We start from the raw sequence: 17,634 nt of genomic DNA on the forward strand, positions 1-17,634 counted from the left end.
GACACATGAAGATCATTTCGGTGGACCCGTTCACGGTCGACTTCTACCGGACCAACCTCGTGCTCGTCCGGGTCACCACCGACGAGGGCATCGTCGGCCTGGGCGAGGCGACCCTGGAAGGCAAGGAACGCGCGGTCCTGGGCGCCCTCGACGAGCTCGCCGAGGCCGTCACCGGGCTCGACCCGACCCGCATCTCCGGCAACCTCTACGAGCTGGCCCGCGACTGGTACTGGCGTGGCGGGCCGGTCATCATGACCGCGCTGAGCGCGCTGGAGATGGCACTGTGGGACATCTCCGCCCGCGACCTCGGCGTGCCGGTGTCCCGCCTGCTCGGCGGACCGACCCGGGACCGCGTGCGGGCCTACGCCAACGGGTGGTTCTCCGGAGCCGTGACCCCGCAGGACTACGCCGCCGCGGCCACCCGAACCGTGGCGAGCGGGTTCCGTGGCCTCAAGTGGGATCCGTTCGAGAACTACGACCTCACGATCACCTCGCGACAGCTCGATCGGACCCTCGCGCAGATCGACGCCGTACGCACCGCGGTCGGACCCGACGTCGAGCTGTTCGTGGAGGGCCACGGCCGCTTCGACGTGCGGCACGCCATCAAGATCGCCAAGGAGATCGCGCAGTTCGACCCGGTGTGGTTCGAGGAACCGTGCCCGCCGGACAACCTCGACGCGCTGGTCGACATCCGTCGCGCCTCGCCCGTGCCGATCGCGGCGGGGGAGAGATGGTTCGGCCGCCAGGGGTTCGTGCCGCCGCTGGCCCGGCAGGCGGTCGACTTCGTGCAGCCCGACGTGACCCACGCCGGAGGGCTGGCGGAGCTGGCCTTCATCTCGACCCTGGCCTCGGCCAGCTACGTAGGGTTCGCACCGCACAACCCCAGCGGCCCGCTGAGCACCGCGGCCACTCTCCAGCTCGGCGCCACGCTGCCCAACTTCCGGTACCTGGAGATCATGGCGACCGACGTCCCGTGGCGGCCGGACATCACCAGCGAACGACTGGAGCTCACCGCCGAGGGCGACGTGCTCATCCCGACCGGCGTCGGCCTGGGCATCGAGCTCGACCTAGAGGCGATGGCCAGTCACCCCTTCACGCCACGGCCGATGCGGATGTTCCGTGACGCCGTCTACGACATCCGTCCGCCGGACGCGCGGTCCTACTTCAACCTCGGAGCGAACGCATGACAGCCCTGCCACCGACCGGAACGCCCACCGGCTGGTACGGGACCGCCACCGACGCACTGCCGGTGGACGCCGCCGCGAGCGTCCTCGTGGGACGCGTCTGGGATCCCGGCGTGGGCGGGCCGTCCCCCGTCGTGGTCCGCGACGGTGAGGTCTTCGACCTCAGCGAGCACTTTCCGACGATGCGCGACATCTGCGAGCTGCCCGACCCGGCCCGCGTGGTCGGGACGCTGACCGGGCCGCACCTCGGGAGTTTCGCGGACCTGCTCGCCCACACGGCGCAGGACAGCCGCGGCGCCGCTCCGTGGCTGCTGGCCCCGGTCGACCTCCAGGCACTCAAAGCCGCCGGCGTGACCTTCGCGGTCTCGATGATCGAACGCGTCATCGAGGAGCGGGCCGGGGGCAACCTCGAGGCCGCGGCGGGCATCCGGGACCGGATGCTGGCCGACGTGGGTGCCGACCTGCACCAGCTCGCGCCGGGCTCGGAAGAGGCGCAGCGGCTCAAGACCCTCTTCCTCGCCGAGGGCATCTGGAGCCAGTACCTCGAGGTGGGCATCGGGCCGGACGCCGAGATCTTCACCAAGGGCCAGATCCTGTCGGCCGTCGGCACCGCGGTGCCGGTCGGTGTGCTGGCCTCATCGACCTGGAACAACCCGGAGCCGGAGGTCGCGCTCATCGTGGCGTCCAGCGGCAGGATCGTGGGCGCCACCCTCGGCAACGACGTGAACCTGCGTGACGTCGAAGGCCGGTCGGCCCTGCTGCTGCCGCAGGCGAAGGACAACAACGCGTCCTGCGCGCTCGGACCCCTCATCCGCCTCTTCGACGACCGGTTCGACCTGGCCCACGTGCGCTCGTTGGAGGTCGGTCTCGCGATCGAGGGCGAGGACGGCTTCCGGCTCGACGCGGTGTCGGAGATGAGCCGCATCTCCCGCGACCCGGAGGCCCTCGTGCGTCAGCTGATCGGACCCCATCACCACTATCCCGACGGTGCCGTGCTCATGCTGGGCACGATGTTCGCGCCGATCCAGGACCGGGACCGTCCGGGGGAGGGGTTCACCCACAAGACCGGCGACATCGTGCGGATCAGCTCACCCGCCCTCGGCACCCTCGTCAACCGCGTCCGGCACGCCGAAGACTGCGAGCCCTGGGACTTCGGCGTACGCGACCTGATGGGCAACCTCGTGAAGCGAGGCCTGCTGTGACCGTCGTGACCACGGTGGACCCCCGGAACGGTCGAAGCCTGTTCACCGGGCTGCACGAGACGGACGACGCCGAGCTCGCGTCCGCCCTCGTCGCCTCGGCCGCCGCGTTCGAGTGGCTGCGGGGGCTGTCCCGGCACGACCGGGCCGACCTGCTCGACCGGATCGCCGCCGAGCTCGAGTCCCGCCGCGCGGAGCTGGTCGCCTTCGCGGAGTCCGAGACGGGCCTGACCCGGGCCCGACTGGACGGCGAGCTCACCCGTGCGGCCTTCCAGTTCCGGTTGTTCGGCGAGGTGCTGCGCGAGGGCGGCTACCTGGAGGCCGCCATCGACCATGTCGCACAGACGCCGCTCGGCCCCGCGCCGGACCTGCGTCGGATGCTCGTCCCGCTCGGACCGGTGGCCGTCTTCGGAGCCAGCAACTTCCCGTTCGCGTTCTCCGTGGCGGGCGGGGACACGGCGTCCGCGCTCGCGGCCGGGTGTCCGGTCGTCGTGAAGGCACACCCGTCGCACCCGCTCACCTCGCAGTTGTCCGCCGAGACCATCGCCGCGGCGATCAGCGCCCACTCGGGTCCGCCGGGCGTGCTCACCGTGGTGTACGGCCAGGAAGCCGGACTTGCCCTGGTGCGGCACCCCGGCGTGCGCGCCGCCGCCCTGACCGGTTCGACCGCCGCCGCGCGCGCCATCCAGTCCGCGATCGACGAACGCGACGAGCCGATCCCGTTCTACGGCGAGCTCAGCAGCGTGAACCCGATCGTCGTCCTGCCGGCCGCCGCGGCCGCCCGGGCCGAGCAGATCGCCGCGGGGCTCTTCGCGTCCTTCACCGGATCCGGCGGGCAGCTGTGCACCAAGCCGGGACTGGCCTTCGTGCCGAGCGGGCCGGCGGGCGACCGACTGGTCGGAAGCCTCCGGGACCAGGTCGCGGCAGCGGACAGCCAGGTGCTGCTGAACGCCCGGATCCGCGACACGTACGTCGCGGGCGGCGAGCGGCTGGTGGCCGCCGGCGCGCAGCGCACCGCGCGGGCGGCCAACAACACGGCGGCCGGGTTCGTCGGCGCGCCGACGCTGCTCGAGCTCGACCTGGAGCGCTTCGGCGCGGAGCACACCGAAGAGTGTTTCGGGCCGCTGCTGGTCGTCGTGCGCTACGCCGACGCGGCCAAGCTCGAAGGCGTGCTCAGCGGGCTGCCCGGTTCGCTGACCGGCTCGATCCACGCCGAGCCCGCCGACGATCGGGCCCTCGTGCGCCGGGTGGTCGACGTGCTGGCCGCCGGCGCCGGCCGCATCGTCTTCGACGGCTATCCCACCGGGTTGCGGGTGTCGTGGGCGCAGCACCACGGCGGGCCGTGGCCGGCGACCAACTCGGTGCACACCTCCGTCGGCGCGACCGCCATCCGCCGGTTCCTGCGACCGCTGGCCTGGCAGGACGCACCGGAGTGGATCCTGCCCGACGAGCTGGCGGAAGGCTTCGACGCGATCCCGCGGCGGGTGGACGGCGCGCTCCGGCCGGGGCACCACTCATAGCCGCACATCGATTGACGATTGTGTGACGTAGGGGGACACTGTTTGTCACGCTTCTGGCGTCGCGGGAGCCGGCGACGCTGGGCAGCGGTTGACCGACCCCTGCCGGTCGGCGCTCACCGGGCACGCCGAGCGGTGATGGTCGGCGCCCACCTCGCGGGCCTGCCGCGTTCGAGCGCCTGGCCGAGACTCGTCCATGGTCCGGCGGCGATGCGTCATGCCCCCTTGAAGCATCGAGGAGTCACGCATGAACCTTCGTCGAACCCTGCTCGCCGGCGCCGCGGCCCTCGTCGCGGTGTCGGCCTCGGTCCTGGTGGTGCCCGGGCTGGCCACGCCGGCGGCCGCGGCGACACTGACCGAGGTCACCAACTTCGGCGACAACCCGGGCGGCATGAGGATGCACATCTACGTGCCGGACGTTCGCCCCGCACAGCCGGCGATCGTGGTCGCCATGCACGGATGCGGCGGCTCAGGACCCGGCTTCTATTCCAGCAGTGAGTTCGCCTCACTGGCCAACCAGTACGGCTTCATCGTCATCTACCCGTCGGCGACCCAGCAGGCCGGCTTCGGCAACTGCTTCGACACGTGGTCGGACGCTGCCAAGCGCCGCGGTGGCGGCAGCGACCCGGTCTCGATCGTGTCGATGGTGACCTACGCGCAGCAACGCTACGGCGGCGACCGCACCCGCGTGTTCGCGACGGGAAGCTCGTCCGGCGGCATGATGACCAACCAGATGCTCGCTCTCTATCCGGACGTGTTCCGGGCGGGTGCGGCGTTCATGGGTGTCCCGTTCAACTGCTTCGCCAACGCGGCCGACTACCCGCCCGGCAGCAGCAGGTGCACCGGCGGCGGCATGGACCGCACGCCGCAGCAGTGGGGTGACGCGGTGCGGCAGGCCTATCCCGGCTACACCGGGGCGCGGCCTCCGGTGCAGCTCTGGCACGGCACGAACGACACGCTCGTGCCGTACTCGCTGTTGCAGGAGTCCATCGAGCAGTGGACCAACGTGTTCGGCCTCAGCCAGACGCCGACGACGAGCGACACGCCCCGGTCCGGTTGGAACCGCCGCCGCTACGCCGCTGCCTCCGGTGACGTGCGGGTGGAGGCCTACAGCATCCAGGGCGCCGGGCACAGCCTGCCGTCCAGCGGGATGGCGGCGGCCGCGATCGCGTTCTTCGGTCTGAGCGGCACCAGCCCGACGACGCCGCCGGCAACGACGCCGCCGGCGACGACGCCACCCGCCACGACACCGCCGCCCACCGGCGGATGCGCCGCGAGCTACCGCCAGGTCGGCTCGTGGACAGGCGGATTCCAGGGCGAGGTGACCGTGCGGGCGGCGGGTGCGGCCGTCAACGGTTGGCAGGTCGGCCTGGCCTTCGCCGGCGGCACCAGCATCACGCAGGTGTGGAGCGGCACGCTCTCCGGCAACGCCCCGAGCTACACCGTGCGGAACGTGTCGTGGAACGCCGCCATCCCAGCCGGAGGGTCGACGGTCTTCGGGTTCCTCGGCAGCGGGACGTCGGCTGCCCCAACCCTCTCGTGCACGAGCCCGTAGCCGCAATATTCAACTCATCCTCGACGGTCGTCAGAATTTCTTGACATTTATGGGCGTGGTCCCCGACGATGGCCAGCAGGCCATTGTGACCCGGCTCACACGCGCCGCACGACGGCACCTGCCACGAGCTCGCAGTTGACGCATCCCACCCACCTCCGTTCCAGGAAGGGCCTCGTCAATGAAGAAGGTCAGCGTTCTCGGGTTGGTCGCCGTCGTCGCGGTGGCCCTCGCCGGTTGCACGGACTCCGACTCGCCGCCGCAGGCGCCGGCGCAGTCCGGTGGCGACCAACTGCGCCAGGTACGGGTCGCGGCGTTGCCGATCACCGAGACCGCCGCGCTATGGGGCGGCAGCAAGGCCGGCATCTTCGCCAAGCACGGGCTCCAGGTCGAGGTGCTGCCGGCACAGGGCGGCGCACAGGCGATTCCCGCCCTGATCAACGGTGACATCGACTTCGCCATCGGCCAGCCGTTCGGCCCGTTCCGCGCCGACCTGCAGGACCTGGGTGTCGTGGTGATCGGCAACTACGCGTCGTCGTACGCGACGGGCGACGACATCAACGCCGTCGTCGCGTCGGCCAAGTCGGGCATCAAGCGCCCCGCTGAGCTCGCCGGCCGCCGGGTCGCGGTCAACAGCCTGGGCGCCGCGGGCGACGTGACGATCATGGCGGCGGTCGAGAAGGACGGTGGCGACCCGAAGACGATCAAGTTCGTCGAGGTCGCGTTCCCCGACGCACCCGCGCAGCTCGCGGCCGGCAACATCGACGCCGCCTGGGTGCCGGAGCCGTTCGTCACGCAACTGCGCGGTCGCGGCGACACCTTCGTCGTCGCGCCGTACCAGGCGACCGTCCCGGGGCTCGCGACGCTGACCACGATCGCGACCAAGAAGCGGTTGGACTCCGACGCGGACCTGGTGGCGGACTTCTCCGCGGCGATGAAGGAGACGCTCCAGTGGGCGCGGGACCCCGCCAACGAGACCGCCCTGCGACAGTCCATCAAGGACAACCTGAAGCTGCCCGAGCCGGTGGCGGACTCGGTCAAGCTCCCGGCGTTCGGGTGGGAGGTCGACCGAGCGAGCCTCGAGGCGCTGGCGACGCTGGCCGGTAAGTACGGGGTCCTCGACCGCCAGCCGAACCTCGATCGCCTCGTCCAGCAGCAGTAGCCGTCCGGTGCGCGTTCCCTCCGTCCGGCGTCCCCGTCCCCGCAAGGTGCTGCTCGGCCTCTGCGGCCTGGTCGGCTTCCTCGTCTGCTGGCAGCTCGTGCCGGCGCTGGGCCTCGTCGACCCGCAGTACCTGCCCTACGCCACGGACGTGCTCGTGCGGCTGGCCGACGAGCTGCGCGACCTCGCCTTCTGGCGACGGCTCGGTTTCACCATGACGTCCTGGGCGATCGGGCTCGCGGTGGCGACGCTCGCGGCCGTCGTCCTCGGCGCGGTGGTCGGGCTGGTGCCGTTCCTGCGCCGTGCGACGCACACGCTGATCGAGTTCCTGCGTCCGATCCCGTCGGTCGCCCTCATCCCCCTCGCGGTGCTGATGTTCGGCATCCAGCTGAAGGCTGCCCTGGTCGTCATCGTGTACGCCTCGTTCTGGCAGGTGTTCGTGCAGATGATCTACGGTGTCGCCGACGTGGACGTCGTGGCGCGCGACACCGCTCGCAGCTTCCGCCTCAACCGGCGCCAGCGGATGGTCTACCTGGTGCTGCCGACGGCCCTGCCCTACCTCGTCACGGGTGTCCGGCTCGCCGCCGCCGTCGCGCTGATCCTCGCCATCACGTCGGAGATGGTGATCGGAAACCCCGGCGTGGGCCGGATGATCGAGCTCTCCCGCTCGGCCGGCGACGCCGAGGGCCTCTACGCCCTGGTGGTCCTCACCGGACTGCTCGGACTGCTGGTCAACATCGTGTTCCGCCTCGTCGAACGCCGGTCCTTGGCCTGGCACCAGTCGGTGCGTGGGGAGGCGCCATGACCGCACGGACCCTGGCGGCGACCGGATCGCGCGACGCGGGCCGCCGGCTCCTCGGCGGCCTCCTGTATCCACTCGGCCTTCCGTTCCTGGTGCTGGTGTGCTGGGGGCTGGCCTCGACGGGCTCGACGAACCGGTTCTTCCCCGGCCCACTGGCGATCCTCGAAGCCTTCCGGGAGACCTGGATCGGTCCGGCGTTCGTCGACGACGTGCTGCCGAGCCTCTACCGGCTCGCCCTCGGCATCGCGGCGTCGATCGTGCTCGGCGTCGCCGCCGGCACCGTCGTCGGTCTGTCCCGCGCTGTCGGCGACGTGGTCGAGCCGTTGTTGGAGTTCTTCCGCGCCATCCCGCCGCCGGTGCTGATCCCGGTCGGGATGCTCCTGCTCGGCATCACCGACACGATGAAGGTGGTGGTCATCGTGTCCGGCGCGGTCTGGCCCGTCCTGCTGAACACCATCGACGGCGTCCGGTCGATCGACAGCATGCTCTCCGACACCGCGCGCTCGTTCCAGCTCCGGCGGCGCCAGCGGCTGTGGTCGTTGGTGCTGCCCGCGGCCAGCCCTCGGATCATGACCGGCGTCCGGCAGGCCCTGTCGATCGCGCTGATCCTGATGGTCATCTCGGAGATGTTCGCGTCGTCCTCAGGGCTGGGCTACCGGATCGCGTACTTCCAGCGGAACTACCTCATCGCCGAGATGTGGAGCGGCATCCTGCTGCTCGGGCTCGTCGGAGTGCTGCTCGCCGCCGCCTTCGGCGTCGTCGAGCGGCGGGTGCTTCGTTGGTACCACGGAAGCAGGGCGATCGAGCGTGCCTGACCGGACCGGCCCGCCGGAGGGGCGAACTGTGCGGAGCCGTGCACCGAAGCAACTGGTGCTCGCCTTCTTCGGCGAGCACGTGGTCGACGACGATCCCGGCCCCATCCGGGCCAGCGTGCTGATCGGCGTGCTCGAAGGCGCCGGCGTCGCCGCCCCGGCCACGCGCGCCACCCTCGACCGGCTCGTGCAGACCGGCATCCTCGCGCGGAGTCGCAGCGGGCGGGAGATCCTGTTCTCCCTGACCGAGCACGGCACGGCGGTGCTGCGCGAGGCCACGGCCCGGGTCCGCGGCCCGCACCCGTTCGACCCGCAGGGCACCGGCTGGACGCTCGTCACGTTCACGATTCCCGAGGACCAGCGCACGCTCCGGCACCGCCTGCGCTCGACCCTCACGTGGGAGGGCTTCGCGCCGCTGCGCGACGGGTTGTGGTTGGCGCCCGGCGAGGTCGACCTCGCGAGCTCGCTCGAGCCGTTGCGCGAGGACCTGCCGCCGGACGCCGTCGTCGGTTTCCACGCCCGGGAGCTGACGGGGTTCCCGATCGGGCAGAGCGTGCGGGCCGCGTGGGACATCGAGACGATCCGGCGCGAGCACCTCGCGTTCATCGAGACCTGGCAAGACGCGGCGGCGACGGCTCAGGCGTCGAGCGCGCTGACGCTGCGGACGATGCTCGTGGCGGACTGGCTGGCACTGCTGCGCGCGGACCCGAGGCTGCCGCGGGAGTTCATGGACGCGCGCTGGCCGGCCGAACGGTCCGTGGAGGTCTACCGCCGGATGCACGAGCGGCTCGCCCGCGCCTCCGCCGCCGAGTTCGCCGCGCTCGTCGCCGACCGCACGACCGTCAACCGCCGAACCGCCGGCGCAGGTCGGTCTTCCGCACCTTCCCCGAGGCGGTCCGCGGCAGGTCGTTCACGATGACCACCTTCTGGGGCAGCTTGTAGCGGGCGATCCTGCCGTCCAGCATCGCGCGTACGGTCTCCGTGTCGATGGTGACGTCCGGGCGCACCGTCATGATCGCCCACGGCACCTCACCCCATCGCTCGTCGGGGACTCCGATGACCGCTGCGGCGGTGACACCGTCGATCTCGCTGAGCAGGAGCTCGAGCTCGGCCGGGTAGATGTTCTCTCCGCCGGAGATGATCATGTCCTTGAGTCGGCCGGCGATGTGCAGGTAACCGTCGGAGTCCAGGTATCCCAGGTCGCCCGAGCGGAACCAGCCGTCCGGGGTGAACGCGTCGGCCGTCGCCTCCGGAAGCCCGAGGTAGCCGGCGAACACGTTGGGGCCGGAGATCTCGATCTCGCCGACCGTGCCCGGCGGACCAGCGACCCGCACGTCGGTGAAGAAGTGGGGGAGGCCGACGCTGCCCTGCTTCACCCGCGTCATGGTGGGCGGCAACGAGGTCACGCCCGGCGACGTCTCGGTCATGCCGTAGCCCTGCGAGAACGAGAGCCCGCGATCCTCGTACGCGCGCAGGACGCGGGTCGGCACCGCGGACCCGCCGCAGGTGAGCTTGGCCAACGTCGAGAGGTCGGTCGCGGCCCAGCTCGGGTGGTCGGCCATGAGCTGGTACGTCGTCGGGACGCCACTGAGCATCGTGACGCCGTGCCGTTCGATCTGGGCCAGCGCGCGTCCGGGCTCGAAGCCCCGCTCCAACACCATCGTGGCCCCCTTGAGGATGACGGGAAGCGCCCCCATCCCCAGCGAGGCCACATGGAACAGGGGAGAGATCATCAACGCGACGTCGGTCGAGACGACGTCGTAGTCGACCACGCAGTTCAACGCGACCCAGGTGAGGTTGCCGTGCGTCAGCACCGCTCCCTTGGCCCGGCCGGTCGTGCCGGACGTGTAGATGATCGCCGCCGGATCGTCCGGGCCCACGCCCGCGGGCTCGGCCGTCGCGCCGTCCTCACCGGGCAGGCGCGTGAGCCCGGGTCGGGCCGGGCTTCCTGCCCCCGTGGAGACGACGTGCGGCACGCGGGCCTGGTCCGCGACGGGAGTCACGGCCTCCGTGAGCTCCGGGTCGTGGACCAGGACCCGGGCGCGGCAGTCCGTGAGGACGTGCCGTATCTCGGTCGGTGCCAGCCGGGTGTTGACCGGGACGAAGACGGCGCCGGCCTGGGCGACGCCGAACATCACCTGGAGGAGGTCGGGACTGTTCTCGCCCAGGTACGCGACGGCGTCACCGCGCCGGACTCCGAGTCGCCGGAGCACCGAGGCCACCTGGTCCGCCCGGTCGGCGAACTGCCGGTAGGTGGTCGACCGGTCGTCGTGCACCAGGGCGACCTTGTCGGGTGACCTGAGCCGGCGCTTGGCCAGCCAGGCGCCGATACCGTGCTGGTGCATCAGCGACCTCCCCGGCTCAGGCGTAGAAGCGGTAGAGCCCGCGGGCGACGACAGCGGGCTTGGTGCCGCCCTCGACGTCGATCGCCTGGTCGACCGTGATCTGGAAGCCGCCGGCAACCGCGGTGACCTCGGCGACGACGGCCCGCATTCGGATGCGGGATCCGACCACGACGGGGGCAGGGAAACGCACCTTGTCGAGACCGTAGTTCACCTTCGTCGCCACGCCCCGCACGTCGAGCAGCTCCGTCCACAGTGGGATGAGCAGGGAGAGGGTGAGGAAGCCGTGCGCGACCGGCGCGCCGAAGGGGCCGGTCCGGGCGCGCTCGGGGTCGACGTGGATCCACTGGTGGTCGTCCGTGGCGTCCGCGAAGAGGTTGACCTGCTCCTGGGTGACCGTCCGGTAGGCGCTGTGACCGAGGTCCGCGCCGGCGATCTCGGGAAGCTGGTCATAGCTGATCGTCGTCGGCACGAAGGTCGTCCTCCTTCTGGTCGCCCGACAGGCCCAGCAGCCGGGCGGCGTTGTCCTTCAGGATGCCGGGCAGGACCTCGGGCTTGAGGTCCGTGCCGGCGACGTCGCGCAGCCACCGGTCCGGGGTGAGCAACGGGTAGTCGGTGCCGAAGAGCAACCGGCGCGCGAGCAACGAGTTGGCGTACCGCACCAGCTGGGCCGGGAAGTACTTGGGGCTCCAACCGGACAGGTCGATCCAGGTGTTGGGCTTGTGCGTCGCCACCGAGAGCGCCTCGTCCTGCCACGGCACCGAGGGATGGGCCATGATGATTTTCAGGTCGGGGAACTCGGCGGCGACGGGATCGAGCAGCATGGGGTTCGACAGCCCGAGCCGCAGCCCGTAGCCGCCAGGCAGACCGGCCCCGATGCCCGTCTGTCCGGTGTGGAACAGCGCCGGCACGCCGAGCTTCTCGATCAGGCCCCACAGCGGTGCGTACCGCTCGTCGCTCGGGTCGAAGCCCTGCACGGTCGGGTGGAACTTGAACCCGCGCACGCCCTCGTCCTCGACGAGCCGCGTGGCCAGCTCGAGCGCGGCACCGCCGGTCCGCGGGTCCACCGACCCGAAGGGGATGAGCACGTCCGCGTGGTCGGCCGCGGCCCGGGCGATGTCCACGCTGGACAAGGGCTCGTGTGCGAGCTGCGTGCGGGCGTCGACCGTGAACACCACGGCGGCCATCCGGCGCTCGCGGTAGTAGCGCGCCACGGCGTCGACGGCCGGGCGGGGTCCGTCGGTCCGGAAGTACCGCGACGCGGCCTCCACCAACGGCTCGGGCAGGGAGGCGTGGCCGTGGTCGTCGACCTCGATGTGCACGTGCGTGTCGATCGCGGTCAGGGCGGCGACGTCGATCGCGGGCTGGTACATGCTCAGGAGGCCGGCCGGAACGCCTCGGGCAGGTCCGGGAACCGTTCTCCCACCGTCTGCAACGCCCCGGCGAACGTCGTCGGCCACGCCGCGGCGAGCGCGTCGTAGGACCAGCCGCCCTCGTGGTGGGCGGTCAGAGCGGCCTCGGGATGGGTCCAGACCTGGATGCGGTCACCACCGACGCCGATCGCCTGACCGGTGACCGCCGAGGCCGCGTCAGAGGCGAGGAACGCGACGAGGCCGGCGGCGTCGTCGGCCGTGCCGAACCCGAGATCGTGCCGGAAGAAGGAGGGTACGGGCTCCCCGCGCGACTCCGCCTCTGCCGCAGCGGCGAAGTAGGGGATCGTGGAGGTCATCGCGGTGGCCGCGACCGGGACGACCGCGTTGACGGTGATGCCGGCGCGTCCGAGCTCCAGCGCCCAGGTGCGCACCATGCCGACGATGCCGGCCTTGGCGGCCGCGTAGTTGGTCTGGCCGAAGTTGCCGCGCTGGCCCGTGGGTGAGCCGACGCAGATGACCCGCCCGCCCTCACCGGCCTGCCGCATGTGCTGGACGGCCGCGCGCACCGTGGTGAAGGTGCCGCGCAGGTGCACGTCGATCACCGCGTCGAACTCGTCGTCGGTCATCTTCCACAGGACCGCGTCGCGCAGGATGCCGGCGTTGGTCACCAGGACGTCCAATCGGCTGAAGCGGCTGACCGCCTCGCTGACCAGCGCCTGCGCGGTGGCGGTGGGACCGACGGGCGCGACCACCGCGACGGCGCGTCCACCGTCCGCCTCGATCGTCTTGACGGCGTCGTCCGCGGCTCGGCCGTCGACGTCGTTCACGACCACGGACGCGCCCTGTCGGGCCAGCTCGCGTGCGTAGGCCAGGCCCAGGCCCTGTCCGGATCCGGTGACGATCGCGACCTTGCCGTCGAGGGGCATGCGCACTCCTTCGCGTCGATCCGTCCGCAACATAATGCGAAATCTGGCCGGACGTCAACGAATGTGCAATACATCGATGTCCGGTCAGCGCGGGTCGACGAGCTCCTCGAAGCGCCGTTGGGCGGCTCCGGCCAGCCTCTCGCAGGTGCGCAGGAACATCCGCCTGGCCTCGGCCCGGGGAAAGGACGCCGGCAGGAACTCGGCCGGAAGGTCGGGGTCGTTGCCCACCAGGGCACGCCAGTCGTCGACGAGCTCGGTGCGGAGGACGAGCGCCGCGCGCGGTGACACCTCGCCCTCCTCGGCCCGGCGGGAGACCCGGCGGTGGCGCGCGAGGAAGTCGCGGTAGCCGGTGGCGAGGTCGTCGATGCGCCAGCCGGACTCGAGCCGGGCGCGGCCGGTGGGCAGCAGGTCGAGGTCGTTGGACCGGAGCACGACCGCGTCGGTGATGCCGAGCTCACGAAGCTGGTCGCGCGCGTCGTCGAACCGGTCGTGCGGGGTGACCCAGGTGCCGTCGTACAGCGGCCAGAAGGTCAGCCAGCGCAACCTGGCCCGCAGCAACCGGCGTTGGCTCGCGTCGTCCAGCGGCAGGGTGAACGCGATCAGCGTCCACACGCCGTCCCAGGCGGTCTCGTCGGTCGTGGCGAAGATCCGTCGGGCGCCACGGCGAAGGATCTGCCAGGCCGAGGCGGTCAGTCGGTAGCTGGTGTGCCGGCCCTCCTTGGACCGTTCGAGCACACCCCGTTGGGTCAGCCGGCTGAGCGTCGCGCGCGCGTTCGCCGGCGCGATGTCGAACTCGGACAAGGCCGCGACCAGACCGGCGGAGGGCAGCGGCTCCCGGTCGGCGTGCCAGTAGTCGCCGAGGAGCGTCACGAGCAGCCGCTGCGCCCGCGCCCGACCGACCGCGCTCCGGCCGGACCTCGTCTCCGGCTCGCCCGCTCGCTCGTCGTTGTCGGTCAACACGCCTGAGAAGGTACCGTCCGGCCCGGGCGGACACGGAAAGTCGGACGGCGTTTTTCGTTACGACGGTCCTTTCGAAATAGTCCTCGCCACGCGGCTGATACACCCCTTGAAACTTTCCGAAACCATCTGGCAACATCGCCTCTGCTCGATGTGAACGTCTCGATCTCCCTGCTCGAACTTTGCCCTGGCGATGCACGACGTTGAATGTTAGCGCTAACATCGCCGCCCCCGTCCCGGAGGAGGAGTTGCTCGTGAGACGTCGCCGGATAGCCTGGCTCGCCGCCATGGTCGTCGCTGTTCTGCTCGCGGCGGGAAGCGCCGTGGTCCTCCGCGCCCCCGCCGCCACGGCGCTGGCCAACGGGGTGGCCCGGGTGCCCCCGATGGGTTGGAACAGCTGGAACACCTTCGGCTGCAACATCAACGAGACGCTCATCCGGCAGATGGCGGATGCGCTGGTCGCCAGCGGCATGCGCGACCTGGGTTACCAGTACGTCGTCGTGGACGACTGCTGGTTCAACCCCAACCGCGACAGCTCCGGCAACCTGCAGGGTGACCCGACCCGGTTCCCCAGCGGGATGCGGGCACTCGGTGACTACCTGCACGCCAGAGGGCTGAAGTTCGGCATCTACCAGGTGCCGGTGGACCGCACGTGCGCGCAGTACTTCGGCGCCTATCCCGGCGCCACCGGCAGCCAGGGGCACGAGGCGCAGGACGCCCGCCAGTTCGCCGCGTGGGGCGTCGACTACCTCAAGTACGACTGGTGCTCGCCCAACGGCACGATCCAGGACCAGGTCACCACGTTCGCCAAGATGCGCGACGCGCTGGCCGCCACGGGCCGGCCGATCGTCTACAGCATCAACCCGAACAGCATCCACGCGAAGACCGGTCCGTTGCGCAACTGGGGTGACGTGGCGAACCTGTGGCGGACCACCGAGGACATCACCAACGCGTGGGACACCGGGCAGAGCAACGGCTACCCGATGGGCATCCAGAACATCGTCAACGTCACCGTCCCGCTCGCGAGCTACGCCGGTCCCGGCAGCTTCAACGACCCCGACATGCTCGAGGTCGGCCGCGGCGGCATGACGGACACCGAGATGCGCAGTCATTTCGCCCTGTGGGCCATGCTCGCCGCGCCGCTGATGGCGGGCAACGACGTGCGGTCCATGAATACGGCGACGCAGACGATCCTGAAGAACCAGAACCTCATCGCGATCAACCAGGACTCCCTGGCCCTGCAGGCGCGCCAGGTCTCCGGTGACAGCTCGCGCCGGGTGCTGGCCAAACCCCTCGCGAACGGGGACGTCGCGGTCGCGCTCTTCAACCAGAGCGGGTCGACGGCCACGCTCTCGACCACCGCCGCCGCGATCGGCAAGAGCGGGTCGTCGTTCACCCTGCGCGACGCGTGGACCAACGCGACCACGACCACCACCGGCACCATCAGCGCGTCGGTCCCGGCGCACGGGACGGTCGTCTACCGGGTGTCCGGCGGCGGCACCGTGCCGTCGGACACGGGCAGGCTGGTCAGCGCGGCCTCCGGCAGGTGCCTCGACCTGCCGCAGAGCAACGCGGCCAACGGCACACAGCCAGTCATCTGGGACTGCAACGGTGGCGCGAACCAACGCTGGACGCGCAACGGTCAGACCCTCCAAGCGCTCGGCAAGTGCCTGGACGCGCCGCTGTCCGCCACCGCCGGCGCGAAAGCGCAGATCTGGGACTGCAACGGAGGCGCGAACCAACGCTGGACCTTCGGCTCCGACGGCACCGTGCGCGGTGAGCAGTCCGGGCTCTGCCTCGACGTCGACCGGAACCTGACCGCCAACGGCACCCTCGTGCTGCTGTGGACCTGCTCCGCGGCCGCGAACCAGCGCTGGGCGTTCACCTCATGAGGGCCAGGCGGTGGCTCGCCGGCGCGTTGGGCCTGCTGTGTGCCGTGACCATGGCTCCGATGACGGCCCGCGCCGACAACCCGATCGTGCAGACGATCTACACCGCGGACCCCGCGCCGATCGTCCATAACGGACGTGTCTACCTCTACACCGGACACGACGAGGACGGCTCGACCTGGTTCACCATGCGCGAGTGGCGGGTCTACTCCTCGTCCGACATGGTGAACTGGACCGACCACGGCTCACCGCTGAGCCTGGCCAACTTCGCCTGGGCCGACGCCAACGCCTGGGCGGGACAGGTCATCGCCCGCAACGGACGCTTCTACTGGTACGTCCCCGTCCGGAACCGGTCGACCGGCGGCATGGCGATCGGGGTGGCGGTGTCCGACAGCCCGACCGGCCCGTTCACCGACGCCCTCGGCCGCCCACTGGTCGAGAACAACGAGATCGACCCGACGGTGTTCATCGACGACGGCGGCCAGGCCTACCTCTACTGGGGCAACCCGAAGCTCTGGTACGTCCGGCTGAACAGCGACATGACCTCGTTCTCCGGCAGCCCCACCCAGATCCCGCTGACCACCTCCGGGTTCGGCACCCGCACCGGTGACGCGAACCGCCCGACCCTCTACGAGGAAGGTCCCTGGGTCTACAAGCGCAACGGCGTCTACTACAACGTGTTCGCGGCCAAGTGCTGCTCGGAGTTCATCGCCTACTCCACCGCGCCGGGGCCGACCGGGCCGTGGACCTACCGCGGCACCGTGATGCCGACCCAGGGCAGCAGCTTCACCAACCATCCGGGCATCGTCGACTTCAACGGCAGCTCGTACTTCTTCTACCACAATGGAGCGTTGCCGGGCGGCGGCGGCTTCACCCGATCGGTCGCGGTCGAGCGGTTCACCTACAACTCCGACGGGTCGATTCCGACGATCAACATGACGACCACCGGGCCGCCCCAGGTCGGCACGCTGAACCCGTACGTCCGCCAGGAGGCGGAGACCATGGCGTGGACCTCCGGCGTCGAGACCGAGCGGGCCGGCGAGGGCGGCATGAACGTCGGCTGGATCGACAACGGCGACTGGGTCAAGGTCAAGGGCGTCGCCTTCGGTGCCGGCGCGAGCTCGTTCACCGCCCGGGTCGCCTCGGCCGCCTCCGGCGGGCGCATCGAGGTCCGGCTCGACGCGGCCACCGGACCCGTCGTCGGCACCTGCACCGTGCCGGGCACCGGCGGCTGGCAGACCTGGACGTCCGTGTCCTGCGGCGTCAGCGGCGCGACCGGCACGCACGACCTCTACCTGCGTTTCACCGGCGGCAGCGGCTCGCTGTTCAACATGAACTGGTGGCAGTTCGCCGGTGGCGGCGGAAGCGGCGGCAACCTGGTGACCAACGGGTCGATGGAGAGCGGGACGACCGGCTGGTCCGCCTTCGGCGGTGGCACGCTGTCGACCACGACGAGCGTGGCGCACGGCGGCACGAGCGCGCTGGCCGTCTCCGGCCGCACGGCGTCCTGGAACGGCCCCAGCCAGAACGTGACGAGCGCGCTGGTCAACGGCCGCAGCTACACCACCTCCGCCTGGGTGCGCGCACAGGCCGGCACTCCGTCGGCGAAGGTGACGCTGGCCGTCACGGCCGGCGGCACGACCAGCTATCTGTCCCTGACACCGGCGACGGCGGTCTCCACCTCGGGCTGGACCCTGCTGACCGGCACGTCCACCGTCTCCTGGACCGGTGATCTGACCGGCGCCACCTTCTATGTAGAGACGACCTCCGGCACCGACGGCTTGTACGTCGACGACGTCGCCATCCAGTAGGACGCCGACCGGCTGGACGGTGATCGCCGGCTCCCGCGGGGAAGGACCCCGCGGGAGCCGGTAGCCGGACGCGTCCGGAACCCCATAATCGAGTCGTACGGCCCGGAGCCG

The 17,634-nt window shown here is 70.9% G+C and carries 15 protein-coding genes; 10 read left to right on the forward strand and 5 right to left on the reverse strand.

Features of this window, described 5'->3' with window-relative positions; translation table 11 throughout:
* Positions 1-5: 5 nt before the first annotated feature.
* The 8 genes from AB0J88_RS21655 to AB0J88_RS21690 all read left to right on the forward strand — a co-directional run bounded on the left by AB0J88_RS21655 (position 6) and on the right by AB0J88_RS21690 (position 9,144).
* Positions 6-1,187 (forward strand): mandelate racemase/muconate lactonizing enzyme family protein, encoded by a 1,182-nt coding sequence (locus AB0J88_RS21655; RefSeq protein ID WP_364361589.1) that lies wholly within the window; start codon positions 6-8, stop codon positions 1,185-1,187.
* Positions 1,184-2,386 (forward strand): fumarylacetoacetate hydrolase family protein, encoded by a 1,203-nt coding sequence (locus AB0J88_RS21660; protein WP_364361587.1) that lies wholly within the window; start codon positions 1,184-1,186, stop codon positions 2,384-2,386. The genes AB0J88_RS21655 and AB0J88_RS21660 overlap by 4 nt, the downstream gene beginning before the upstream one ends.
* Entirely contained in the window at positions 2,383-3,903 is a 1,521-nt protein-coding gene (locus AB0J88_RS21665) for an aldehyde dehydrogenase (NADP(+)) (protein WP_364361585.1), read from the forward strand. The genes AB0J88_RS21660 and AB0J88_RS21665 overlap by 4 nt, the downstream gene beginning before the upstream one ends.
* A gap of 244 nt (positions 3,904-4,147) precedes the next feature.
* Positions 4,148-5,455, forward strand: a complete 1,308-nt coding sequence (locus AB0J88_RS21670) for a PHB depolymerase family esterase (protein WP_364361583.1) — start codon at positions 4,148-4,150, stop codon at positions 5,453-5,455.
* Between the two features lie 178 nt (positions 5,456-5,633).
* Positions 5,634-6,614 carry an ABC transporter substrate-binding protein gene (locus AB0J88_RS21675; RefSeq protein ID WP_364361581.1) on the forward strand — a complete coding sequence of 327 codons (981 nt, stop codon included), beginning with the start codon at positions 5,634-5,636 and terminating at the stop codon, positions 6,612-6,614.
* Between the two features lie 7 nt (positions 6,615-6,621).
* Positions 6,622-7,416, forward strand: a complete 795-nt coding sequence (locus AB0J88_RS21680; protein WP_364361579.1) for an ABC transporter permease subunit — start codon at positions 6,622-6,624, stop codon at positions 7,414-7,416.
* Positions 7,413-8,228 (forward strand): ABC transporter permease, encoded by an 816-nt coding sequence (locus AB0J88_RS21685; protein WP_364361577.1) that lies wholly within the window; start codon positions 7,413-7,415, stop codon positions 8,226-8,228. Before AB0J88_RS21680 ends, AB0J88_RS21685 begins: the two co-directional genes overlap by 4 nt.
* A 28-nt stretch (positions 8,229-8,256) precedes the next feature.
* Positions 8,257-9,144 (forward strand): PaaX family transcriptional regulator C-terminal domain-containing protein, encoded by an 888-nt coding sequence (locus AB0J88_RS21690; RefSeq protein ID WP_364361575.1) that lies wholly within the window; start codon positions 8,257-8,259, stop codon positions 9,142-9,144.
* On the opposite strand, the gene AB0J88_RS21695 is transcribed toward AB0J88_RS21690, so the two are convergent.
* From AB0J88_RS21695 to AB0J88_RS21715, 5 genes are all read right to left on the reverse strand, one after another.
* Entirely contained in the window at positions 9,068-10,570 is a 1,503-nt protein-coding gene (locus AB0J88_RS21695) for a long-chain fatty acid--CoA ligase (RefSeq protein ID WP_364361573.1), read from the reverse strand. The two genes, AB0J88_RS21690 and AB0J88_RS21695, sit on opposite strands and share 77 nt — an antisense overlap.
* Positions 10,571-10,586: 16 nt before the next feature.
* On the reverse strand, positions 10,587-11,039 hold the full coding sequence (locus tag AB0J88_RS21700) for a MaoC family dehydratase (protein ID WP_364361571.1): 453 nt from the start codon (positions 11,037-11,039) through the stop codon (positions 10,587-10,589).
* Entirely contained in the window at positions 11,017-11,940 is a 924-nt protein-coding gene (locus AB0J88_RS21705; protein WP_364361569.1) for an amidohydrolase family protein, read from the reverse strand. Before AB0J88_RS21705 ends, AB0J88_RS21700 begins: the two co-directional genes overlap by 23 nt.
* A 2-nt stretch (positions 11,941-11,942) precedes the next feature.
* Entirely contained in the window at positions 11,943-12,866 is a 924-nt protein-coding gene (locus AB0J88_RS21710) for an SDR family NAD(P)-dependent oxidoreductase (RefSeq protein WP_364361567.1), read from the reverse strand.
* An 84-nt stretch (positions 12,867-12,950) separates the two neighbouring features.
* Positions 12,951-13,826, reverse strand: coding sequence for a PaaX family transcriptional regulator C-terminal domain-containing protein (locus AB0J88_RS21715; RefSeq protein WP_364361565.1), 876 nt, complete (start codon positions 13,824-13,826; stop codon positions 12,951-12,953).
* A 284-nt stretch (positions 13,827-14,110) separates the two neighbouring features.
* Here AB0J88_RS21715 and AB0J88_RS21720 point away from each other — a divergent pair, with 284 nt between their 5' ends.
* Positions 14,111-15,715 (forward strand): ricin-type beta-trefoil lectin domain protein, encoded by a 1,605-nt coding sequence (locus AB0J88_RS21720; protein WP_364361621.1) that lies wholly within the window; start codon positions 14,111-14,113, stop codon positions 15,713-15,715.
* Positions 15,712-17,523, forward strand: coding sequence for a family 43 glycosylhydrolase (locus AB0J88_RS21725; protein ID WP_364361563.1), 1,812 nt, complete (start codon positions 15,712-15,714; stop codon positions 17,521-17,523). Before AB0J88_RS21720 ends, AB0J88_RS21725 begins: the two co-directional genes overlap by 4 nt.
* Positions 17,524-17,634: the final 111 nt, after the last annotated feature.

The sequence above is a fragment of the Asanoa sp. NPDC049475 genome (assembly GCF_040676915.1).
Classification (GTDB): Bacteria; Actinomycetota; Actinomycetes; order Mycobacteriales; family Micromonosporaceae; genus Asanoa.